Here is a 21,529-nt window from a genome sequence, read left to right on the forward strand (position 1 = left end):
TATATCACCTCAGGTCTGCCTTTTTGAACTTCAACCAAGAGGCGACGAGGTAAAGTACCGTTGGGACGATCAGCATAAGCAAGTTTGCCTCATAGTCTAAAATACTGTCCAGTGGCCCTGGCGGCAGTGCTTTCTTCGGAGACACCGCCGATGCTAGGACAGAGTGCTGAACCTCTGGAACCGGGAAGTAGAGGGCCTTTCTCGCGAACTCTTCAGAGCGTCCAAACACTGCCATAAATGCTATCGGTACTGCGAAGTCCAGCAGGAAGGCCAGTAGGATTGAGGTTAGGAGTGCTTTTCTGCCCCCTGTGAGGGTTGAGAGCAGGTAGCCGAGGGCAAGGTAGTAGAGGAGCGAGAGGAATAGGAGAACTCCGAAGACGAGCCCAATTTCAACGGCCCTCCTTCCACCCCCGAGGTGAACGGCGTAGGCGATGAGAACCCCAGCGTAAAGGGCCGTGCCGAGGAAGACCGCCACCACGTCGCTCAGGAGCGTTCCCAGGAAGAAGTCCTTTCTCCTTAGGGGCTTGCTGAGCAGGACTCTGGCAGTTCCGTTCTCCACGGTCGAGCTTATTGAAAGCGCCCCGAGCGGGAGAACCACGAGGGGCAGGGGAACCCCGCTTAGGTTGAAAATGAGCGAGTTCAAAAGGCCTGCAGGGCCGTAGTGGGTGTAGCCTTTGCTGAGGGAGGGTAACTTCATCAGTGCCATCAAGCCTGAGAAAACTGCAAAGGCAATGAAGCGCTTGCTCTGCAGGCTCAGACCGAGGAAGACTCCGTAAAGCCCGCGCAGTGGGGAGGAGACACCCACGGGCACTTCCGCGGGTAGGGATCTGGATCCTCTGAGCTCCGTCAGTCTGAAGATCTCCATTCCAGCGATTGAGAGGGCAAGTGAGAGGGCTAAAAGCTCTCCAACGGACCTGTGAGATATCGAGATTTCACTTTCAAGAGAAAGAACCTTTCCGAGATAAACCGTCGGGATAAACGAATAGTCCAGCCCTCCCGCGAGGGCAAGGATGACGAAGGCCCCGAGGCCGAGAACGACTCCGAAGTCTCGGGAGGTCGCGAGCGGGAGCAGGAGGAGGGCGATTCCGATTACACCGATCAGCGAGAGCGAGAGTGCGAGCGAGCCGAGAACGTAGTCCCTGACCTCGAAGTCGTGAAGGAACATCGCGAGAGCTCCCGAAAGCACTATCCCAATAGTGGAAGCTAAGGCGAGCTTTAACCCCTCAATGACCCAGTTGAGGAAGTAGCGCCTTCTCGTTAGTGGCTTTGAGAGCATCAGGACTAAGTTGCCGCGCTCAAAGTCCGAGCCGAAGCGCGAGAGGAGGAGAATCAGGATAACTGGGAAGATCAGGTACTTGAGAAAGACGGGAAGCCACTCTGTCAAAAGTCTGAGTGTCACTAAGTAGCCAAGCTTTTCTGGGGGGAGTGTTATGTTGTGGACGCTGAAATAGTATAGCTCCAGCTCTACTCCGATGGCTGGGAAGAGAGAAAGGAGGAAGACGATAACTGGATGGTTAGTTCCGATCCGTTCCATCAGCTTGGCTCCTTTCATCTGACCACGCCCCTAAGCTCGATTCTGAGAGCGCGCAGATGGATAAGGAGTATAACGGGTAGCGTGAGAATAAGGAACAAGACGGCGACGAGGATTGAGTTCTCCTGGAGCGTTGGACTCATCAAAAGCCCTAAAAACGGGAGCACTACGAGCGCCAGTTTCCTGCTGAAGAGACCGATGAGAAAAATGACGGCCGACGTGAAGAGAAGCACTGGGAAGGAGGGGCCAAAAACAGGTGTGAAAAGAGTAAAAACGGCCGAAACCACGAGGAAACGCCTGGTTATGTATGTCCTTCTTACGGGTTTGCTGAGGATTAGGGAGTAATCTTCCGAGAGGATCTCCAGCACTGCCAGGGGGAGGAGGAATAGGGAGAAGAACGCCTTAAGAGTTCCCTCAACCGGAAGGATCAACACCATGAAGAGCGCGAGGAACGCTCTCGAAGCCCAGAGGGCCGCCACCTCCTTCCGAACCCACCAGGGGAGCGATTGGACGTACAGTGATGGGAGTGTCGGTCTTAGAAGTCCGCCTGGTTCGAGGCGGAGGAAAGTAAGGAGGGAAACCGCGAGTAGAAGGGCCGTAAAGCCAAGAGAAACCCCGAACCTAAGAAATGCATCTTCTCGATCTCCACCCGCAACGTCGCGGGCAAAGAGTTCGAGCTGGACGCCGGGTGAGAAGAACGCCATATTGCCGTACTCCTTTTCGAGGGAGTGCACGATAGCAGAGTACTCGGCTTTTTTGGCCTCGTAATCAGCAAAGGTCTCGATTCCCAGCGCTTTCTGAGCGTTGTCTTGGGCCTTCATATCTATGTAGCCCATTGGGACAAACGTCAGAAAGAGGAAAATCACAGTCCCCACGAGGACGACCTTCTTCGGATTTTTGAGGAAAAACGCGGTTAGGTATCCCATTGGAAGGAAGGGAAGGGCAAACACGGCATAGAGGGCGCTTATGGGTTTTATGACTGCAGGGAGGAATACAAAAAGGGACAGTGTGATGTGGGAGAGGAGGAGTCCAATGAAGAGCCCGGCCCTTCGGAAAGGCTTAGAGAGCAGTATTTCAATGCCCTCGGAGATGCCCATCGGGAAAACCGATGAAAGCAAGAAGCCGAGGGCTAAGTAAGGAATTATGGGCGAGATTTCACTATCAATGAGCATGGAGATCAGGGTTAGGGTCGATGCAACCAGGAGGGGTCTTGAGAGCCGTCGTGCTTCTATTTTGAGGATGGTCAGCATTTTATCACCACAGGAATTCAATCGGGATTTGGCAGGAGGCATGAATGCTAATGAGCCACTTTTTATATATCTAAAAACTTTAGCACTACTTTAAAGATATCCTCAATTCCAATCAGGAAAAGTTAGAAGGAGAACTTAAAAATTTACCTCTTGTCTGTTCCTCATGCGCTTTAGCCCTCGCGGCATCCTTAGACCCTTTGAACACCGCTAAGGGACATGGGATAATGGGCTGGCCGGCATCGTGGGGAGTACACTCCAACTTCGACCTCTAATTCTGGAGGGAGATACGGCATAATCACAGCCGTGGCTGCCACTGATCAACGTCCTCCTTGAGCACGTTTGACACCGCGATTGCAAAGAACGCTATTACCACCGCCGAGACGAGGACTGCCCACCAGTAGCGACCCATCAAGGCTCCCTGCTTGAGAAGTTCTGAGGTGTAAGAGCCCCAATTAGTGCCAGGAATAATGTTGAACAGACCGAGCACCGAAACAAACGCCACCACCCTGGGGAAGAGCATGCTGACGTAGGAGAGCGTATAACTGAGCACGAGGGGGAGAATGTGCCTCAATATTATGTAGACATCCGAGGCACCCATGCTTTTGCTGGCCGCAATGTACTCCTGAACTTTCTCATTTTCCACTATGCCCCGTACGGAGTTGGAGTACTGGCTGAAAAAGAAGAGCGCTATGATGATCCCGGCGAGCCAGTCTGGGATAATGAGTTTAGTGTACGCTCCCACCTTGGAAACGGCGTATATCATTACCAAGACGAGAGGGATTGCCGGTATTGAGTGAAACGCCTCCACAAGCACCCTGGCAGCATCACCGATAACGTTGGAGTAATAGCCTGACATGACGCCAAAGGGCAGGCCTATGACTATAACGAACAGCACTGCAAAGCCAGCGAGCACAATAGTTCCCCATGTGGCCCGTACAAAGCCGGCCCATAGATCCCTGCCATATCCGTCGGTACCCAACAGGCCGTAGGCGTTGCCGAATAGAACTACCTCCCCAGATTCGACTCTAATTGTGTAGTCCCCCATCAAAAGAGTCCCATCTCCAGAGAGGAAGAGAATCTGAGCAGGCTCGTGAAGAACAATACTCCCCTCATCGAGGCCCAGCTCCCTTCCGAAGGCTTTGACTTGGGCGGCCAAGGTGACGTTGGAGTTGACGCTTCCCGTTCCCGAAAGCCTGATTGAAAGGCCATCCGGACGGATTATGAGGAGGGTGGCGTTTGAAAGCACCAAGTTGGTCGGTAGGGTTCTCACGGACACAACAACCTCATCCCCTTCGCTTAATTTAAGCGACCCCATGTCTGCTCTTGGATGCCAAACAGGGAGGGCGTTTTTTGGATAGTCGACCCAGTAAAGCCTATCGTCCCAGTGCTTCATCTCCTCTGAAGAAACCGAGCTACGTGCGCCCAGCATGAACACGATAAAAACAGCCACCATCATGAGTCCTCGCTTGTTCACCCTCATGCCGTAATCCCCCTCGGGTCAAGTCTGGTTTTGAGGAATTCGACTGCCATAGCTATAAGGAGGTTCAGCACTATGAATACCAAGAGAGGGAATGCAAAGAGGCTGGGGACGAAGTAGAAGGTTTCTGCCATTGAACCGGAGAAGCTTGAACCAATCATTTGTCCCAGCCCTCCAAGCTTAAAGAGGTGGTCAACGACGATAACTATGCCCTCGACCTCGATTAAGTGAGAAAACCATATGGACAGCGCCGGCACGGATATCGCCCTAAGGGCGGACATCAGAATCCTGTTTTCGGGAAGGCCCATAGCACGTTTGTAACTCACATAGGGGTTGAGAACCTCCCTGCTTAACAAAAAGTAAAACTCGACGGCAAGATACCAGAAAGAGGTCAGGACGACCGTAAGAACGGGGAACACCATGCTCTCAAGGACATCGAGTAGCCCGGCACCTGGTCCGGGGGATATTACGAGATCGTTGGGGAGCGGCGAGTAAATGATGAGTAGGATGAAGACAACACCAGGCCACCAGGCGGGAATTCCCAAAACCACCTTGGTAAGGTTATTCAATAGCCCAGCCACCCTCGGACTTTTTAGTGCCCAAAAGGCAACCATGAGCGAGAGCGGGACTAAAATGATCTCGGAGATAAAGAGGAGAATCAAAGTTCGCAGAAGAGCCTCTTTTCTTGGAATCCTGAACTGGTATAACTCAAGTTTTCTCCAAATTTTGTCCTGAGGGGGTTTTACCGACGATACGAGTGCATTAAAGCCCACAACCACCGAGGGCTTTGTGAGTTCCGGGTACTTCTTGGGGGCTATGTACTTCATGTAGTACTCCTCTGGCGTCATGCCCAACTTAGGGGCGTTTTTGTAAACCTCAGGATGTTTTAGGATATCGTTTTTTGCCATCTCCCTAAGTCCAGCCTTGACGCCCGTTCCCACTAAAAAGGTCACCAGCAAGAGCGTCAGCGTGAACCTGACGGCCACCCGGAGCAGTCCCCGTGCGTTTCTCAATCAAATCCCTCCAAAATAATGTCCCCTCAGAAATCGACATTCCCAACTGTTCCTCACTTTCCTTTTAGACTTATATCGAGACTTAGGGAATCCCCTCCCTCGTTCCTGATAATAACCTTCCAAGAACCCTCGGGAAGCTTCACGGTCTCCTTAACCTTGGTAACGTTCCCCCTCTTGAAAATCTCCTTTGATCCGTCCGAGGAGACTATCAGCAGGGTAAACGGACCGTTTCCGGAGACATTCACGTCCAAATCCACAGGTCCCTTAAAGGAGTACCTGAGCTCTTTATGAGGTCCAATTATCTTGCCCTTCGAGTAAACGAAGTTTCCTCCCTCCATGCATCCGGCAACGAGAGCCACAAGGAGCAAACTGGTTAAAACTACGAGGCCCCCTCTACTCATCCTTCATCCCCCGGCCGATAACTAAAATTCCCAAAGCAGAAATGATCACGAGACATTATAAATTTTACCTCTTCTTTGAGACATTGCACTTTATGGATGGGGATAGATAAGTAGCAAAACTAAACACAATAACAATAAAGAAAAATCCTCACTTGTTCATCATCAGCCTTATCCTCTCGGCGGCGTCCTTCGCCTTGTCGGAGATGTTGCTGAGGGTTCTGGCTATGTTGAGGATGTAGAAGCCCTCGCTCCAGTCCATCCTGCCAGCGTTCTGGAAGACCAGCCTCATAAGCTCCGTATCGAGGCCGTCGATCTTGCTTTCGACTCCCTCAATCTCATGTATGATCTCGTACTCCCTCTCGATCTCCTTTTCTGCAAACCCGCTCTCGATGACCCTGTCCATCTGGACTATCGCCTCATAGACAAGCTTAGCCGCTTTGATGCTCTCCGTGCCCATCTGAAGGATGACTTCTTTTATCTCCTCTGGAATGTTTCCAGGTTCTTTAACGAGGAGCCACTTGGCTGTGTCCTCTGCGGCATCGGCCACCTTGTCCTGCATGTGGAGGTATATGAGGACGTCCTCCCTCGCCACTGCCATCATGAGCTTTGAGCTGAGGGAGTCCCTTATCTCCTCTTTTATCCTGTCCGCAACGTCCTCAAGCCTGTCCACTTCGAGGGCGAGCTTCTTCATCTCCTCGTAGTTGCCCTCACGCCACGCCTGGAGCGCCTTCTCAAGGGTCTCAACGGTTTGGAGGGCAACCTCGGCGTGCTTTATCAGAGGTTTAAATGGACTTTTCGCAAAGAGCTTGGTCCAGACCTGCATGTTATCACCCCACAATCATCAGGATCTTGAATAGGAAAGCACTGATTAGGGCCGCCACGGGAACCGTAACGAACCACGAGATGATTATATCCCTAACGATGTCCTTGTTTATTGCCTTTACTCCCCTGGCGAGGCCAACGCCGATGACCGCGCCAACGACAACGTGGGTCGTTGAGATCGGAAGCCCGAGCCAGCTCGCCACAAGAACGACGGTAGCGGCCGAGAAGTCTATTGTAAAGCCGCGCGTGTTGGTAAGCTCGGTTATCTTCTTCCCAACGGTCTCCATAACGCGGTAGCCGTAGGTGGCCACTCCAATAGCTATGCCAAGGCCGCCCATGGCCAGTATCCACCTCGGAACTGGAACCTTCATTCCGGCCATCCCCATAGTTGCCACCGCGTAAACAGCCGCCACAGGCCCTATCGCGTTGGCGACGTCGTTTGCCCCGTGGGCTAAGGCGACGTAGCCAGAGGTTATGACCTGAACGCGCCTGAAAATCGACTCAACCCCTATAAACGGGTCAGATGACGGGAACTTAACCCTGAGGGTGAGGAAGAGTATCAGGAACACAACGAGGCCTGCAGGAATGCCGTAGAAGAGCACTCCAGTCTTCAGGCTCTTTCCGTGGAGAACCTTGATGTAGAACATCGTGCCTATCACAACGAAGGCCAGCCCAATCCAGAAGGGCGACCAGATTTTGGAGCTTCTAACGGGGTCTTTTCTTTCGAAGATGCTCTTGGTCAGGGCCTTGAAGACCAGGAAGGCCATTATGGCGCCTATTATCGGTGAGAGTATCCAGCTGAGAACCACTTGAGTCATCTTGCCCCAGTTGACTATTGAGAACCCTGCGTAGACTATGCCGTAGCCCACGATTCCGCCTATGATCGAATGGGTAGTCGAGACGGGCAGGCCGAACTTAGTGGCTATGACCAGCCAGATCGTAGCGGCAAGCAGAGCCGCAACCGAGCCATAGATAAGCACCGTTGGATCGGTTATCCTGTCCGGGTAGAGGATTCCTTTCCTTATCGTCTCCGTGACGCTCTTTCCGAAGAAATACGCTCCAGTGAACTCAAGGACTCCCGCTATCAAAACTGCCTGCTTAGGAGTTATCGCCTTTGCACCAACGGCTGTGCTCATTGAATTCGCCGCATCGTTCGCTCCTATGGCCCACGCCATTCCAAAACCGACGATTATAGTTATCAGCAACCAGGGATCCATGACCGCCACCAGAGGTAGCAAAATTGTGCTATATAAATATCTTGCCGCAGTAGAATATACTCATGAAGATGTCTCTATATAGGGTGGATAGAATAAATAGAAAATCAGGGAGAGACTTCAACAGGTTCAACCTCAATAGAACCGTCGTCCCTCATGAACAGACGGACGTAGTGGTAGAAGCCACCCTCCTCTGGCTTGGCGTAGAGTGGAGCACCTCCGCCACCAGTTATGACAAACGGAACTCCCTCGTAGGTGCCGTACCAGTAGACGTGGATGTGGCCGAAGATTCCAAAGGCGTTGTATTCCCTCATAAGTTCGAGAAGCTTCTTGGCATCAGAGGGGTCAAGGGTGTGCTCATCGCTCGGCCTCGGATCGTAGGGCGGCGCGTGCATGACTATGACTGGCCTCTCTCCGCGTTCCTTCGCCCTTTCAAGTTCTTTCTCCAGCCACGCCCACTGTTCATCGGTGAGCCTGTAGCCGTTCATAACGTTGTTGGCAAAGATGTAGCGGTAGCCCCCGAGGCTGAAGGCGTAGTCAGTCGGGCCGAAGTAGTAATGGTAGATGTTGACGCTCTCCCCATTGTACTCGTGGTTCCCAACGGCCACGAATACCGGCTTGTTCCACTTCCAGGCCTTCATAAGCTCCTCCCACTGGTAAATCGTGCCCGAGTACACGAGGTCGCCGCTGTCAATAACAAAGGCACCGTTTTCCTTGTTGATTGCGTCCCTGATCTTGAAGAAGACCTCTGGCTGTTTCTCGCCGCTTCCTGGCCTGTGGTCGCCGAACGCTAAAACGGTGTAGTTGCTAACGTTTGCGGGTATTATTGAGAAGTCTCCAGAAGAGACCACGACTACCTTCGTTCCGCCGAAGATTGCCTCTTTCATTGCGTCTTCCTGGTCACTCACGGCCATAACGTAGTTGGGGTTGATGTTGTCTATCACATAGGTGAGGGTTATCCCTTTGTTGTTCTTCACCCTAACGCTCACGTTGAAGCCGAGGGCACGGATGTAGACCTTGGTGTCGTTCACCATCCTGATGAATCCTCCGCTGACTGTTATGTTCTCTCCTTTAACGACGCGCCAGTAGTACTGGAAGGGTTCGTCGAATATTATCTGGTGGAGAGTAACGAACTCATCCTCCCCCGCGATTCCGTCGAGGTTCGTGTCCCCTATCTCCTTCACGAGCATCCCCTCGAAGTTCCCCGAGCGGACAACTGCCGTCCTGTCGAGCTGGACTTTACCTGATTTTACACCCGCGAGGAAGTTTAGTGCCGCACCGACTCCGGCCCTGCTCGTGCCGGAGACCACCATTACAGGGTTTCCTTCTTTGGAGTTGAATATTGCAACAACGCCGTGCCAGGGGCCGATGTAGTGCATGCCGTTCCTGTAGGCTATGTATCCGAAGAAATCAAGCTTCTGCACCTGAACTGGCTTTCCGAAGAGGATTTTCTTTGAATAAACGTCCTGTGGCGATAAGACCAGGATGCCGCTTCCGGGGTATTCGGAGGAGGGCTTAACGCTGGCATTTGGGAAGTAGTGCTTGACAAGGTCTTCGTAGCCATTGCTTACGTAGAATGTCTCGTTGAAAAGCTCGTACCAGCTGGCGAGGACCTTGCCGGGGGCGTAGCTCTTGAAGTTTATGCCTGAACTCCCAGCGCTCGTTGAAGCTGTTTTCGTGTTTGTGTTGGTGGTGCCTCCTATGCAACCGGCTATGAACACGACGGACAGTATTAAAAGGGCAACAGCTTTTTTCATACCCATCACCTTTAACTCCCTTCCAAATCGTCGGGGAACGTTTAAATATGATTCGATTCAATCTCCTATGGTGGTACCATGTTCGTCGGGCACTATAAGGATGTCCCGGAAAAAAATACGGGTTTTGAGGGAGTGACAATCCGCTGGCTCGTTTCTCCGAAGCTCGGGGCAAAGAACTTCGCGATGCGCTACTTCGTCATGAAGAAGGGCTCTGAGATTCCAATCCATCAGCACGACTGGGAGCACGAGATATTCATCGTCAGAGGAGAGGGCATAATAACCAACGGAAAGGAGGAGTTCCACGTTAAGGAAGGCAACTTCCTCTACGTTCCGCCCAACGAGCCGCACGGCTACAAGGCAACTGGAGAAACGCTGGAGTTCCTCTGCATAATCCCTGCCAAGAAAGAGGCGATTCCAGAGGAAGAGTGGGCCTGAGTTCTCACTCACTTTTTTCCATCTCTCCCCGCAGATACGTTGAACCAGCCCACGTAATCTTGGCCCGGGTTATTTCCCCTTTCTCACCGGCATCGAGGATTATCTCCTTGTAGTTGAACGTCCTGGCATCAATTCCGCCCTTCTCGCCCGGACCGTGAACGAGAACCTCAACTTTCTTCCCAAGATAAGTCTGGTTTATCTCGTAGGCTATCTGGAGGCGGAGTCTGTGCAAAATCCTGGAGCGCTCCTTAACTTTCCAGCCGGGCAGCTGCTTCCACTTCGCTGCAATCGTCCCCGGCCTTGGGGAATAGCGGGAGACGTTTATCTTGTCCGGCCTAACCCTCTTCACAAGCTCAACGGTGTTCTGGAAGGCCTCTTCGCCTTCGCCTGGAAAGCCGACTATTATGTCGGTGTTGAGATTCAAACCCGGAATTTTCCTGCGGAACTCACTAACGATTTCCTCGAACTCCTCAACCGTGTAGTTCCTTCCCATTCTCCTCAGGACTTCGTTATCGCCGCTCTGGACGGGCAGGTGAAGGAACTTGTAAACCTTAGGGTCTTGGTAGACCTCTATCAGCTCGTCGAGGAACTTTATCACGTGGTTTGGGTTCATCATGCCGACGCGGATTCTAAAGTCTCCTTCGATGGCTGTTATTTCGTCGAGGAGCTCTGCCAGGTTCGTTCCGATGTCAAAACCGTAGCACCCGGTATCCTCGCTAGAAAGCTGGATTTCCTTGTAGCCCCTTGCGAGGGCTTCCTTTACCCACTTCAACACGAGTTCGGGCTTGTAGCTCTTGAGCACACCGCGGGCAAACCTTGTCGCGCAGTATGTGCAGGCGTTGAGGCAACCCTCGCTTATTGGCACAACGAAAACTACACCTGACTTCCAGAGACGCGGCAGTTCGAGCTTGTCTACCTTCCTTTCCTTCCAGCCCTCAACTGAGACCAGCTTTCCTCCGCGTTCGGCAAGGTCTATCGCCTCGGCGATTCTGTCTATGCTCTTGACGCCGAGCATCCCGGAGACGCGGGGGTCAATAACGTCTGGATTAACGTGAACGAGGCATCCTGTAGCGATGACTTTCTTTCCGGAATCGAGCAGTTCGCGTATTCTCCTCGCCATCTTGTGCTCCGTTGGGTCTTTAACGGCACAGGTGTTCACAACAACGTAATCAGCGCTTTCCGGACTTTCGGCTAACTCATAGCCAGCCCTAAGCAGAATAGCTTCCATAATCTCCCCGTCTGCCTTATTTCTTGTGCAGCCGTAACTCTCGACGTAAACCCTGACCATCGGAATGGGTTCAGAAGTGGGTTTAAAAAACAGACGGGTCAAAAGTGGGAATAAATGAGAGTGAAAAAAGAACTCTCAATCACTCGATGACTGAGGCGAAAGCGAACTTCCTCTTGACTGAGTTGATAACGATCTCAACCTCGTCTCCGACCTGGGTGTTCGGGACGAATATGACGAACCCCTTTATCTTGGCGATGCCGTCACCGCCCTTTCCAAGGCTCTCAATCTTGACCGTGTATCTCTCCCCAACCTTAACGGGGGCTTCCTGTCCATATCCACCAAACCTGTCTCCATACATACCTAACACCAACTCTTTCAACTTTCGGGGGCCCTTCGGGAAGACTCCAGAAGAGTCCCGTTGTTGGGTTAGTCGCGGAGTATATAAACCTTTGGGTCACTTCGCCAGTTTTTCGGCGATCTCGACCGCTTTTTGAACCCCAGCCTTTACCTCATCGCTCAGCTCCATGCCCAGGTCTATCTCCTTCGCGACTATCCCGATAAAGTGAATCTCCGCTCTCTTCAGCCTCTCATCGAGCGCCATGAGGAGCTTCAGCCCATCGATAGCACCCATGAAGTGGGCGCTCCTGATTTCGGCCTTCAGCTTCTCGAATATTTCCTCGCCACTAAAGTGAACTACCTCTCCGGGTTTCAGCTTATCGCTCAGGATGGCGTCGATGATTACTATTCTCTCTTCACCGTTGTAGTGGTTCGCCAGGCGGAAGATGTCCGTACCGACCTCAAGGACGTTGTAGCCCTTCTCCGCGAGAATTCTGCCCGCTTTCAGCCCGGCTCCGTCGTCTTTCATCAGCTCGTTGCCGAGGGCGAGGATGAGTACTCTCACGGCTAACCACCTATGATTTCAACCTTTTCCTTCTCAGCCGGAACCTTGAAGTCGTCGTCTATCGTGGCCAAGGAAAAGCCGTGCTCGATGCAAGTGGCAAGAATAGGAGCATCGTTGGGAAGGAGCGCGTACTTCTCTATCAGCTCGCGGGCTTTAAAGAGTGCATTCTGAGTCGTGGGTATAAAACCGAAGTCCTCTAACACCTTGAAAACAGTGGACAGCTCTTTGGGTAGCCTCTCGGGATGACCCTTTATCGTCCGAGGAGATGCCCCCAAGAAGTATCCTAAAAGAATGTAAACAACTTCACTGAACACGACCTCATTGATATAAAGAACGTCATCACTTTCTTCAAACTGTTCAATCAATCCAACAGCCCGCTCGTTTCCCCTGAAGTACTCAATCAGGACAGAACTGTCAATCAATAAGTCCCTCATAGAGCTCCCTCTTTATCTCTTTCCATGACTTGTCGGTCTTCATGATCCCCTTGAGCTTTTTCAGGTTCTCAAAGAGCTCCTTCTTGTGGGCCAGATACCAAGCCCTAGCTTCGACTTCTTTCCGGAACTCCTCGGCGTACTTCTTCGGGACTTTAACATGAATCACAACATCAACAAGCTCCTCGACCATGCCCTCACCACTGGAAAATAGGCTTGAAAACTTAAAAAAGTTGGGAGGCTAAAGCCTCGCCACGTGCACTGAACAGGAGATGCACGGGTCGTAGGCCCTTACAACCATCTCAGCGAGGAGCTTGAGCTTCTCCGGATCGTCGTTGTAGTGCTTCTCCGCCATCATCCTCACGTGCTGCTCCATCATGGCGAGGTTGAATGCCGTTGGGGTTATTATGTCTGCGTAGCTAACCCTTCCGTTCTCGACCTTGAGCGCGTAAACGAGCACTCCACGCGGGGCTTCGGTAGTTGAGACACCGAAGCCGTCCTTCAAAGCTACCTCGTCCCTCGGCCTTATCGGCCACTTCGCGAGGGCCTCGTCAATCAGGTCTATCGCCCTCTCCGTGAAGTAGACGAGCTCAAGCGCCTGCGCGAGGTTGTTGGCGAACGGATTGGTGGATCTCAAAAGGTCTTTATAGCTCTCGTAGAGCTCCTTAGCCCTTCCGTAGAGTGTATCGGCGTTGTTCACGAGGCGCGAAATGGCACCAACCATGAAGGGCTTTCCGTGGTAGTGGCTGTGCTTGGCGAAGCTGTGCTCAACGACGAACTCCTTTATGTGCTCCCTGTACTCCTCGCTCGGGAACTCATTTCCGTCCGAGGCCTTGAGGTAGTCGCCGTAGATGCCGTAAACTCCGTTCCTCGGCTTGACCGCTATGTGGGTGATCGGCCCCTCGACTTCCTCGTACTGCTCAAGCTTCGTGAAGAGCTCGAAGGTGTACTCCGCCTTCGGAAGGGCTTCCTTAAGGCGTCTCTTCATATTCTCAAGGACGCTCTTGTCCGGGAGCTTTCCGAAGCCGCCCAAAACTGCGTTCTCCTGGTGGATGGCTCTGCTTCCGAGTTCGTCCATCATCCAGCTCCCGAGGTTCTTTAGGTCGAGAGCTATGCTCATCTCTTTCTTGTACTCGTCTATCATATGGAGCGGCCCGGAGTAGCCCAGATAATCGGGCAGGACGAGGAGATACAGATGGAGTGCGTGGCTCTCTATCATGTCTCCTATGTAGAGGACTTCCCTGAGGGCCTGGATTTCCTCGCGCGGGGTGAAGCCTATCGCCTTCTCAGCGGCCTCAACGGCGGTGAGTTTGTGGGCCGCCGAACAGAAAGAGCATATTCTTGGGTAAATCGCTAAAGCTTCGTCGAGCTTCTTGCCGAGGGTTATGGCCTCGAAAAACCTCGGTCCTTCGATGATGTTAAGCTTGACCTCCTTCACGCCATCGTCGCCGACAACGATCTCAACGCCGCCCTTGCCCTCGACCCTCGCTATGTGGTCAACGGTGATCGGGAGATAAACGTTCTTCATTCTTTCACCTCCTGGAATATCTTGTTTACCATCTCCTCGAGCTTCGGGTTGTGGGCGTTGAACATCCTCATCCTCTCAAGGATCTCCTCCTTGGTCAGCCCCTTCTCCCTGAAGACCCTCGCCAGGGAGTCGAACCAGGCAACGTCGTAGCCTATCGCCCCCCGACAACCAATGCACGCTATTCCATAGGCAGGGCATCTCGCGTCGCAGCCAGCCCTCGTTACCGGGCCGAGGCAGGGCTCGCCCCTCTCAAGGAGCACACAAGTGTTGCCCCTGAGCCTGCACTCCAAACAGACTGGATAGTCAATGTCTTCAGGCCACGAACCTATGAGGAGCGTTCCGAGGGTGTAGAGGAAGTCCCTCTTCTCCGGCGGGCAGCCGTAGATGTTGTAGTCAACCTTGATGTAGTTGGAGATCGGCTCTGCCATCTTTGGCTGGAACTTGACCTTGGCGTCTCCATAGACGGTCTTCCAAAGCTCCTCCAGCGGTTTGTCCTTCTCCCAGCTCTGAACGCCGCCCTGGACGGCGCAGGAGCCGACTGCAACCACTATCTTGGCATTCTCGCGGATTTTCTTGACGAGCTCGGCCTCTTCCTCCGTTGAGACGCTCCCCTCGATGAAGGCTATATCAACGGGCTCGTCCTCGTAGGAGTCCCTCTCCAGCATGAACCAGCAGGCTATCTCGACGTTCGGAATGAGCTGGAGTATCTCGTCCATCATCGCGAACTGGAGCTGGCAGCCGTAGCATGAGGTCAGAGCGTAAAACCCAATCCTTATCTTCTTCTCGCTCATCTTCATCACCTCAGTCGAGCAAGCCCGGTGTTGATATTATGTCGAAGTAACCGAAGACAGGCCCGTCTTTGCAGACGTACTTCCAGCTCGTGCTCGTTCCGACGTTGCAGTGGCCGCACTTGCCAATTCCGCACTTCATTTTCCTCTCGAGGGTCACGTAGATGTTCTCGGGCCGGTAGCCGTAGTTGATGAGGGCCTCGAAAACGGCCTTGTACATCCTCGGTGGGCCGCAGATGGCCACGGCAGTCTTCTTCGGGTTCGTGTTCGCCTCGGGAATGAAGTTCTGGGGTCTTCCGTGTAAGCCTGGCCAGTCAGGGTCTCTCGTAACGCTCTGGATTATCTTGACGTTCTCCGCCTCAGCCAAGTCCTTCATGGCCTCAAGCTCCTTGTAGAAGAGGAGATCCTTACCATACCTCGCCGTGTTGATGAAGGTTATGTTGCCGTACTTCCAGCGGTTGTCCATGGCATACAAGAAGACGCTCCTGAGCGGTGCAGTCCCGAGACCCGCGGCTATGAGGAGGAGGTCCATTCCCTCCCACTCGTCAACCGGGAAGCCGTTTCCGTAGGGGCCGCGGACGAGGACGGTGTCTCCAGGCTTGAGGCGGTGGACGACCGTTGTGACTCTCCCAGCCTTCCTGATGCACAGCTCGAAGAAGCCGCGCCTCATCGCTGAGGAGCAGATGCTTATCGGGACTTCACCGACTCCGGGGATGGTGAGCTGGACGAACTGCCCCGGCCTGAACGTCCACTTTTCTGCAAGCTCAGCATCCTCAAACCTGAACAGGAACAGCTTTTCCTTCTCAGTGAGCGGGTAGACTCTGAGCACCTTGGCCCTGTGAAGAGCGTATGGGTTATCGTTCGGCATCATTATCTCCTTTGGAAGAACCATGCTCATAGCCCATCACCCCTTATGTGGGAGGCGTAGGCGAAGCCCCTCTTCGGAATCTCCTCGGTTATCTCGCTTGGACAGGATTTCTCTTCGAGGCCGAGAATAGTCCTCAGGTTCCTCACGAAGCTTATACCTGCAGGGCAGAAGTAGGTGCACCTTCCACAGCCGACGCAGTAGCTCAGGCCGAGCTTCTCGTTGTAGGAGTTCTTACAGAGGTAGCGGTTCCTGAAGCGGTCTTTCTTCGTCGGCCTGAAGTTGTGGCCACCCGCCACAAGCCCGTGGCTCCTGAACTGGCAGGAGTCCCAGCGCCTCTCGCGGTAGCCGGTGTTCCCGTCGAGGTTCACTATGTCCTGCACCTCGTAGCAGCGGCATGTCGGGCAGGTGGTATTGCAGATTCCGCAGGCGAGGCAGAGGTCGGCCTGTTCTTCCCACATCGGGTGCTCCATCTCGAGCTCGAGGAGGTAGCGCAGGTTGCTCCAGTCCTCGTGGTACTTGAACGCTTGAGAGCGCTTGTTCTCAAACTCCCTGAAGTTGCAGATGTCCTCGGTGGTTACCTCCTCGAAGAGCTCCATGTTCTTGTCCACTATCCTGTGGCCCGTCGGTGAGCCGACTCTGACGAGCCATCCATCGGGAAGCTCGTGGAGGAAGAGGTCAAAGCCGTCATCGGCAAAATCTGTCTCCCTCAGGTTGCAGAAGCAGTATTCATCTGGCATGCAGCTTATCCCGATGATTATTCCCTTTTCCCTTCTCGCCTTGTAGTACTTGTCTGGGAGCTCGTCGAGGTAGACCGTATCGAGGATTTTGAGGCCGTGGATGTCGCAGGCGTGAAGGCCGAAGATCACAAAGGGTTCAACGTCCTCGATGGTTTCCCTGTACTCCGGCCTGCTCAGGTCGAACTCGAAGAGCTTCTCCCTCGGGAGGAAGAAGAACTTCTTCGGCGGCATTATCGTCCTGTTGTAATTGAACTCGACCTTTCTGACGTCGTCTATCTCTCTGAAGTCGTAGAACTTCTCCGAGATCTTCACGGGAGCGTAGAGCTTACCCCACTCCTTCAGGCGCTCAAGGAATGTGTACGTGTTTTCCTTCGGGAGCTTAACGTATCTCAACCTTACCACCCCCAATGAACATAAACATACATGCGTCCAATTATGTTCATTTATTGAGAGTAAGAGACAGCCTTAAAAAGCGTTTTTAAACCCAGAAATTCAAAACCAAAAGTTTAAACTCTTTTGTTTGATTAAAATCTCTTAGGTCAACAAAAAAGTTAAACTCATCGTGGATTCTTTGTGGAGCGATAATGAACAACACTGAGTTTTGGGGTTCAATTTTGGTTGTTTGTGGATTTGGAACCTTCAATACTTAAATAGGGCGGTATTGAACTTTTGGTTTGAAAATAACCGTTTGAAAAACGCTTTTATGGGCATTCTTTCAAAAAATACTGGGAACTTAAAGAAGATGTAAGCCCATTCAGCGGGCTCGCAGGTGATATCTGTGCTGAAAGCGGAACTCTGTATTGGGTGCGGGGCGTGTGCAGGTGCCTGTCCTTATTCGGCTATTTTGGTTTTTGAGAATGAAGTTAGGAGAATACTTTTTGAGCCCGCGAAATGCGGAGACTGTGCCTTTGAATGCAACGAAGTTTGCCCCACTGGAGCACTGGAGGGGAGACCTGAGAGTATGGAGCTGGCCTTGGAGTTTGCCCGCTGTGCTGTCTGCGGAAAACGTCTCAACAGCACCAAGAAAGAAGCCGATTATCTCGCAAACCGGCTTCTAAAAACTGGAGGAAACCCTGAACTCGCCTTTCTGTGTAATGAATGCAAGAGAAAGAGGCTGTTTAGGGCGTCGAATAAGTACGAAGCTTACACGGGGTGATTAGGGATGGAAGGGATTAGATTTGCGTTTCTATGTAGGGAAAAACCCGAGCCAACCGGAAAGAAGGTGGCCGTCATCGGGGCGGGACCCGCCGGTCTGGCAGCCACAGGGTACCTCGTCTGCCAGGGACACGAGGTTCATGTTTACGACAAGCTGCCTGAACCCGGAGGTCTAATGCTGTTTGGAATACCCGAGTTTAGGATTCCTATCTACAGGGTTAGAGAGGGCTACAAAGAGCTTGAGAAGGTCTACAACGTCAAGTTCTTCACGAGAACGAAGGTATGCTTCGGTAATCCCAAGGAGAGCGGCGATGAGTTCGTTGAGCGCAGAATAGAGTTCGAGGAGATCCTAAAGAACTACGATGCCGTTCTGATAGCCACAGGCACTTGGAACGCCTACGTTCCAACGATACCAGGTTCAGACCTTGAGGGGGTCTACCCGGCGCTTGAGTACCTGTTCAGGATCAAGAGCGCCAAGCTGGGCCATATGGACTGGAGTGAAGTGCCCCCTGTTGAGGGGAGAAAAGTCCTCGTGGTAGGCGCGGGACACAGCGCCGTTGACGCGGCTCTTGAAAGCATAAACCTGGGGGCGGAGAAGGTCTACATGAGCTACCGCAGAACGATAAGGGAGGCCCCCGCGGGGGCTTACGAGATCAACCTCCTCCAGCAGAGAGGGGTTAAGTGGCTGGAGAGGACAATGCCTGTCAGGATAATAGGTGAAAACGGAAGGGTTAGAGCTGTTGAACTCGTCAAAACGGAGCTGAGCGAGCCGGACGAAACCGGGAGAAGAAGACCAATCCCGATTGAGGGCTCCAACTTCCAGATCGAGGTTGATTACATGGTCTGCGCAGTTGGCCAGATGCCAACCCCACCGTTTTCCAAGGAGATGGGCATAGCGCTTGACAGGAAGGGAAGGATCGTCGTGGATAGCAGGCACATGACCAGCAGGGAGGGCGTCTTCGCTGCGGGAGACGTTGTTCTGGGGCCATCAAAAGTTGGAAGGGCTGTCAAGGACGGCCTGTATGCAGCCGAGTCCATACACCTGTGGCTGATGGGGAGGTGAGGGAAATGACGAGGAGGATACTCCACGTTGATTACAGCCTTTGCATTGGTTGTGAGACGTGCGAAGGAGTCTGCGACTTTATTCACGGCGGCAGACCCAACATAAAGGTCTATTACACCATTACAGGGATCCCCGTTCCCATAAACTGTCGTCACTGTGAGAAAGCCCCATGTATGGACGTCTGTCCTGCGGGGGCGATCTACCGCGACAGCGATGGGGCCGTTATAATAAACCCCAATAAGTGCATAGGCTGTCTGATGTGCCTCGCCGCCTGTCCTTTCGGAGTTCCCACTTTTGATGTCAAGCTCAAGGCAGTTACTAAGTGCGACATGTGTGCTGATAGAAGAAGGCTTGGAACGGCCCCAGCGTGTGCCGAAATGTGTCCGGCAGGGGCCATATTCTTCGGAAAGCCCGAGGAAGTCGAGGAAAAAGTTAGGAGAAGAACCGCCGAAAAGATAGCACGGGAGCGGCTGGCGGCGGTTAACTTGGAGGGAGTCGGACGGATGCTCTGACGCCGCTTGATGCTTTGACCTTTATTTTTCCTGCTTGGAACGGAGGTTCGGAAGTATCTTAAACTCTTTTGTTAGCCACAGTGCTTCTGAGAATACGAAAGGTGTTAACATAGCCTTATTACTCAATACCTCGACTATCATAACCTTTTGTTAAAAACCAAGCGATTTAAAAACGGTTTTAAGCCAGAAGCGGGAGTTCTGTGTGGGGATAAAAAAGTACAGTGTTGAATATTAGTGCTGTAATGACGCATGATGTACAGTGCGATGATGGAGGTGTTGAGAATGGATGAAAAGCTCGTCCCTGTGGTCTGCCCCTACTGCGGTGTGGGGTGCAGGCTGTACATTAGGAGTTCTGACGGCCATCCCCTTGGCATCGAGTACGCCAATGACATACCCGGAATCTCAAACGAAAATGGAAAGCTCTGTCCCAAGGGCAACGCCGTTCTTGAGTACGTCCTCGCCCGGGACAGGCTTAAGAAGCCATTAAAGGCGAAGGAGCAAGGCAAGTTCGTCGAGATAAGCTGGAGTCAGGCCATAAAGGAGGTCGCCGAGAGGCTTAAGGAGTATTCAAAGGACGATCCGAATTCAATGATGTTCTTCGGCAGTGCAAAAACTTTCAACGAGCCAAACTACCTTATACAGAAGCTGGCCAGAATGCTCGGAACCAACAACGTTGATCACTGCGCGAGACTCTGCCATGCATCAACAGTTTCCGGCCTCAAAGCCGTCTTCGGCGCTGGGGCGATGACGAACACATACAGGGACATTGAAGAGGCGAACGTTATCTTCATCATCGGCCACAACTTCGCCGAGACTCACCCGGTTGGCTTCCGCTACGTTCTCAAGGCCAAGGAGAGGGGAGCTAAGGTCATAGTGGCCGACCCGCGCTTTACAAGGACAGCCTGGTTCGCCGACATTTACCTGCAGCACTACCCCGGTACCGACATCGCCCTGATAAACGGCCTCATTCATGTCATCATAGAGGAGAGGCTCTACGACGAGAAGTTCGTCAGGGAGAGGTGCACGGGCTTCGATGAACTCGCCAAGACCGTTGAGAAGTTCACTCCCGGGTACGTCGAGAAGATAACCGGCGTTCCAGCAGATCTGATAGTCCAGGCCGCGAGGACGTTTGCAACGGGGGGGAAGGGCGTAATAACGTGGGCGATGGGAATAACCCAGCATACCCACGGACACGACAACGTGAGACTGCTCGCAACGCTTTCAGCCATATGTGGCTACCAGGGAAGGGAAGGCTGTGGAGTATCCCCAATGCGCGGCCAGAACAACGTCCAGGGAGCCTGCGACCTTGGAGTACTTCCAAACGTCTTCCCCGGCTACAAAGCGGTTTCCGATCCTGAAGGGAGGAAGTTCTTCGAGGAGTTCTGGGGAACCGAGCTGAGCGGAGAGGTGGGACTTACAGTCATCGAGGCTGCCCACGCCATAGAGAAGGGGAAGGTCAGGGCCTACTACGTCATGGGTGAGAACCCTGTCATAAGCGATGCTAACACCAACCACGTCATCAAGGCCCTCCATAAGCTTGAGTTCATGGTCGTTCAGGACATAGTTCCCACACCGACCATGGAGTTCGCGGACATAGTTCTCCCGGCTGCGGCTATGCTTGAGAACGAGGGCTCCCTCACGAACACCGAGAGAAGGGTTCAGTGGAGTTTCCAGGCGATCAACCCGCCGGGGGAGGCGAGGCCGGACTGGTGGATAGTCAGTGAGATAGGCAAGGCCGCTGGCTTCACAGGAGACGGGCCGAAGGGCTTCAACTATTCCGGCCCAGAGGACATTCTGCGTGAGGTCAACGCCTGCACCCCACAGTATCGGGGCATAACTCCAGAGAGGCTCAAGGCAAACTTAGCTGGAATACACTGGCCGTGCCCGAGTGAAGACCATCCCGGCACGAGGGTTCTCTACAAGGAGAGGTTCCTGACCAGCGATGGCAAGGCGCACCTCGCGGCCGTTGAGTACCGCGGGCCGGCTGAAACACCGGACGAGGATTACCCGTTCCTCCTGACGACAGTGAGGTACGTTGGCCACTACCACACCCTCACGATGACCGGAAGGAGCAGGGCCCTCGTCAAGAGGTGGCCCGAGCCCCTCGCTGAGATACACCCTGAGGACGCCGAGAGACTTGGAATAAAGACCGGGGACTGGGTCAAAATCGTCACAAGAAGAGGAGAGTATCCGATCAGGGCAAAGGTCACGAGGACAGTCAAGAAGGGGGTTATAGCGGTTCCCTGGCACTGGGGAGCGAACGTCGTTACCAACGATGCCCTCGACCCAGTGGCCAAGATTCCGGAGACCAAGGCCTGCGCCTGCAAAGTCGTCAAGATTACGGAGGAAGAGGCCAGGGAGCTCATGAAGAAGGTACCTCCCGTTATACCAGAGATTGAAATTGTTAGGGGGTGACCT

The 21,529-nt window shown here is 53.1% G+C and carries 22 protein-coding genes; 5 read left to right on the top strand and 17 right to left on the bottom strand.

The genetic code is table 11. The features are described 5' to 3' along the window. Positions 1-4 precede the first annotated feature (4 nt). The 8 genes from TK_RS10300 to TK_RS10335 all read right to left on the bottom strand — a co-directional run bounded on the left by TK_RS10300 (position 5) and on the right by TK_RS10335 (position 9,471). Positions 5-1,552: an ABC transporter permease subunit gene (locus tag TK_RS10300; RefSeq protein ID WP_011251005.1), complete on the bottom strand. Its 1,548-nt coding sequence runs from the start codon at positions 1,550-1,552 to the stop codon at positions 5-7. Continuing rightward, the gene (locus TK_RS10305) at positions 1,549-2,781 is read right to left on the bottom strand and encodes a hypothetical protein (RefSeq protein WP_011251006.1); all 1,233 of its coding nucleotides are present in this window, start codon (positions 2,779-2,781) and stop codon (positions 1,549-1,551) included. Before TK_RS10305 ends, TK_RS10300 begins: the two co-directional genes overlap by 4 nt. A gap of 295 nt (positions 2,782-3,076) precedes the next feature. Continuing rightward, the gene (locus TK_RS10310; protein ID WP_158298056.1) at positions 3,077-4,174 is read right to left on the bottom strand and encodes an ABC transporter permease; all 1,098 of its coding nucleotides are present in this window, start codon (positions 4,172-4,174) and stop codon (positions 3,077-3,079) included. A gap of 83 nt (positions 4,175-4,257) precedes the next feature. Beyond that, complete coding sequence (locus TK_RS10315; protein ID WP_011251008.1) at positions 4,258-5,271, bottom strand: peptide ABC transporter permease; 1,014 nt, start codon at positions 5,269-5,271, stop codon at positions 4,258-4,260. 53 nt (positions 5,272-5,324) lie between these two features. Beyond that, a complete protein-coding gene (locus TK_RS10320; RefSeq protein ID WP_011251009.1) occupies positions 5,325-5,672 on the bottom strand; it encodes a hypothetical protein in 348 nt (115 codons plus the stop codon). Between the two features lie 148 nt (positions 5,673-5,820). After that, positions 5,821-6,495: a TIGR00153 family protein gene (locus TK_RS10325; RefSeq protein WP_011251010.1), complete on the bottom strand. Its 675-nt coding sequence runs from the start codon at positions 6,493-6,495 to the stop codon at positions 5,821-5,823. 4 nt (positions 6,496-6,499) lie between these two features. Next, a complete protein-coding gene (locus TK_RS10330) occupies positions 6,500-7,711 on the bottom strand; it encodes an inorganic phosphate transporter (protein ID WP_048053767.1) in 1,212 nt (403 codons plus the stop codon). A 104-nt stretch (positions 7,712-7,815) separates the two neighbouring features. Beyond that, on the bottom strand, positions 7,816-9,471 hold the full coding sequence (locus tag TK_RS10335; RefSeq protein WP_332370034.1) for a metallophosphoesterase family protein: 1,656 nt from the start codon (positions 9,469-9,471) through the stop codon (positions 7,816-7,818). Between the two features lie 72 nt (positions 9,472-9,543). Here TK_RS10335 and TK_RS10340 point away from each other — a divergent pair, with 72 nt between their 5' ends. Beyond that, positions 9,544-9,900: a cupin domain-containing protein gene (locus tag TK_RS10340; protein WP_011251013.1), complete on the top strand. Its 357-nt coding sequence runs from the start codon at positions 9,544-9,546 to the stop codon at positions 9,898-9,900. 4 nt (positions 9,901-9,904) lie between these two features. On the opposite strand, the gene TK_RS10345 is transcribed toward TK_RS10340, so the two are convergent. The 9 genes from TK_RS10345 to hydB form a co-directional block, all read right to left on the bottom strand. Continuing rightward, positions 9,905-11,188, bottom strand: coding sequence for a tRNA (N(6)-L-threonylcarbamoyladenosine(37)-C(2))-methylthiotransferase (locus TK_RS10345; RefSeq protein ID WP_011251014.1), 1,284 nt, complete (start codon positions 11,186-11,188; stop codon positions 9,905-9,907). Positions 11,189-11,267: 79 nt separating this feature from the next. After that, positions 11,268-11,486 (bottom strand): TRAM domain-containing protein, encoded by a 219-nt coding sequence (locus TK_RS10350; RefSeq protein ID WP_011251015.1) that lies wholly within the window; start codon positions 11,484-11,486, stop codon positions 11,268-11,270. A 96-nt stretch (positions 11,487-11,582) separates the two neighbouring features. Next, positions 11,583-12,029 (bottom strand): hydrogenase maturation protease, encoded by a 447-nt coding sequence (locus tag TK_RS10355; RefSeq protein WP_011251016.1) that lies wholly within the window; start codon positions 12,027-12,029, stop codon positions 11,583-11,585. A gap of 2 nt (positions 12,030-12,031) precedes the next feature. Then, entirely contained in the window at positions 12,032-12,463 is a 432-nt protein-coding gene (locus TK_RS10360; protein ID WP_011251017.1) for a type II toxin-antitoxin system VapC family toxin, read from the bottom strand. Then, positions 12,444-12,653, bottom strand: a complete 210-nt coding sequence (locus tag TK_RS10365; protein ID WP_011251018.1) for a hypothetical protein — start codon at positions 12,651-12,653, stop codon at positions 12,444-12,446. The genes TK_RS10360 and TK_RS10365 overlap by 20 nt, the downstream gene beginning before the upstream one ends. A 48-nt stretch (positions 12,654-12,701) precedes the next feature. Next, a complete protein-coding gene (gene hydA / locus TK_RS10370; protein ID WP_011251019.1) occupies positions 12,702-13,988 on the bottom strand; it encodes an NADPH-dependent hydrogenase/sulfhydrogenase 1 subunit alpha in 1,287 nt (428 codons plus the stop codon). Continuing rightward, positions 13,985-14,779: an NADPH-dependent hydrogenase/sulfhydrogenase 1 subunit delta gene (hydD, locus tag TK_RS10375; protein WP_011251020.1), complete on the bottom strand. Its 795-nt coding sequence runs from the start codon at positions 14,777-14,779 to the stop codon at positions 13,985-13,987. The genes hydA and hydD overlap by 4 nt, the downstream gene beginning before the upstream one ends. Before the next feature lie 10 nt (positions 14,780-14,789). Continuing rightward, complete coding sequence (gene hydG, locus TK_RS10380) at positions 14,790-15,668, bottom strand: NADPH-dependent hydrogenase/sulfhydrogenase 1 subunit gamma (RefSeq protein WP_048053883.1); 879 nt, start codon at positions 15,666-15,668, stop codon at positions 14,790-14,792. 2 nt (positions 15,669-15,670) lie between these two features. Further along, positions 15,671-16,774: an NADPH-dependent hydrogenase/sulfhydrogenase 1 subunit beta gene (gene hydB, locus TK_RS10385; protein WP_011251022.1), complete on the bottom strand. Its 1,104-nt coding sequence runs from the start codon at positions 16,772-16,774 to the stop codon at positions 15,671-15,673. A 385-nt stretch (positions 16,775-17,159) separates the two neighbouring features. Here hydB and TK_RS10390 point away from each other — a divergent pair, with 385 nt between their 5' ends. From TK_RS10390 to fdhF, 4 genes are all read left to right on the top strand, one after another. Then, positions 17,160-17,537, top strand: coding sequence for a 4Fe-4S dicluster domain-containing protein (locus tag TK_RS10390; protein ID WP_011251023.1), 378 nt, complete (start codon positions 17,160-17,162; stop codon positions 17,535-17,537). A 6-nt stretch (positions 17,538-17,543) separates the two neighbouring features. Further along, on the top strand, positions 17,544-18,599 hold the full coding sequence (locus TK_RS10395) for an FAD-dependent oxidoreductase (RefSeq protein WP_011251024.1): 1,056 nt from the start codon (positions 17,544-17,546) through the stop codon (positions 18,597-18,599). A gap of 5 nt (positions 18,600-18,604) precedes the next feature. Continuing rightward, positions 18,605-19,111: a 4Fe-4S dicluster domain-containing protein gene (locus TK_RS10400; protein WP_011251025.1), complete on the top strand. Its 507-nt coding sequence runs from the start codon at positions 18,605-18,607 to the stop codon at positions 19,109-19,111. A 282-nt stretch (positions 19,112-19,393) separates the two neighbouring features. Next, positions 19,394-21,526, top strand: coding sequence for a formate dehydrogenase subunit alpha (gene fdhF, locus TK_RS10405; protein WP_048053768.1), 2,133 nt, complete (start codon positions 19,394-19,396; stop codon positions 21,524-21,526). Positions 21,527-21,529 lie beyond the last annotated feature (3 nt).

This window comes from Thermococcus kodakarensis KOD1, from assembly GCF_000009965.1.
GTDB classification, from domain to species: domain Archaea; phylum Methanobacteriota_B; class Thermococci; order Thermococcales; family Thermococcaceae; genus Thermococcus; species Thermococcus kodakarensis.

Bases quoted from the DNA above. Each gene is read 5' to 3' on its own strand.
- TK_RS10300 (WP_011251005.1), bottom strand. From the start codon at position 1,552: ATGAAAGGAGCCAAGCTGATGGAACGGATCGGAACTAACCATCCAGTT.
- TK_RS10305 (WP_011251006.1), bottom strand. From the start codon at position 2,781: ATGCTGACCATCCTCAAAATAGAAGCACGACGGCTCTCAAGACCCCTC.
- TK_RS10310 (WP_158298056.1), bottom strand. From the start codon at position 4,174: ATGAAGCACTGGGACGATAGGCTTTACTGGGTCGACTATCCAAAAAAC.
- TK_RS10320 (WP_011251009.1), bottom strand. From the start codon at position 5,672: ATGAGTAGAGGGGGCCTCGTAGTTTTAACCAGTTTGCTCCTTGTGGCT.
- TK_RS10325 (WP_011251010.1), bottom strand. From the start codon at position 6,495: ATGCAGGTCTGGACCAAGCTCTTTGCGAAAAGTCCATTTAAACCTCTG.
- TK_RS10330 (WP_048053767.1), bottom strand. From the start codon at position 7,711: ATGGATCCCTGGTTGCTGATAACTATAATCGTCGGTTTTGGAATGGCG.
- TK_RS10335 (WP_332370034.1), bottom strand. From the start codon at position 9,471: ATGGGTATGAAAAAAGCTGTTGCCCTTTTAATACTGTCCGTCGTGTTC.
- TK_RS10340 (WP_011251013.1), top strand. From the start codon at position 9,544: ATGTTCGTCGGGCACTATAAGGATGTCCCGGAAAAAAATACGGGTTTT.
- TK_RS10345 (WP_011251014.1), bottom strand. From the start codon at position 11,188: ATGGTCAGGGTTTACGTCGAGAGTTACGGCTGCACAAGAAATAAGGCA.
- TK_RS10350 (WP_011251015.1), bottom strand. From the start codon at position 11,486: ATGTATGGAGACAGGTTTGGTGGATATGGACAGGAAGCCCCCGTTAAG.
- TK_RS10360 (WP_011251017.1), bottom strand. From the start codon at position 12,463: ATGAGGGACTTATTGATTGACAGTTCTGTCCTGATTGAGTACTTCAGG.
- TK_RS10365 (WP_011251018.1), bottom strand. From the start codon at position 12,653: ATGGTCGAGGAGCTTGTTGATGTTGTGATTCATGTTAAAGTCCCGAAG.
- hydA (WP_011251019.1), bottom strand. From the start codon at position 13,988: ATGAAGAACGTTTATCTCCCGATCACCGTTGACCACATAGCGAGGGTC.
- hydD (WP_011251020.1), bottom strand. From the start codon at position 14,779: ATGAGCGAGAAGAAGATAAGGATTGGGTTTTACGCTCTGACCTCATGC.
- hydG (WP_048053883.1), bottom strand. From the start codon at position 15,668: ATGGTTCTTCCAAAGGAGATAATGATGCCGAACGATAACCCATACGCT.
- TK_RS10395 (WP_011251024.1), top strand. From the start codon at position 17,544: ATGGAAGGGATTAGATTTGCGTTTCTATGTAGGGAAAAACCCGAGCCA.
- TK_RS10400 (WP_011251025.1), top strand. From the start codon at position 18,605: ATGACGAGGAGGATACTCCACGTTGATTACAGCCTTTGCATTGGTTGT.
- fdhF (WP_048053768.1), top strand. From the start codon at position 19,394: ATGGATGAAAAGCTCGTCCCTGTGGTCTGCCCCTACTGCGGTGTGGGG.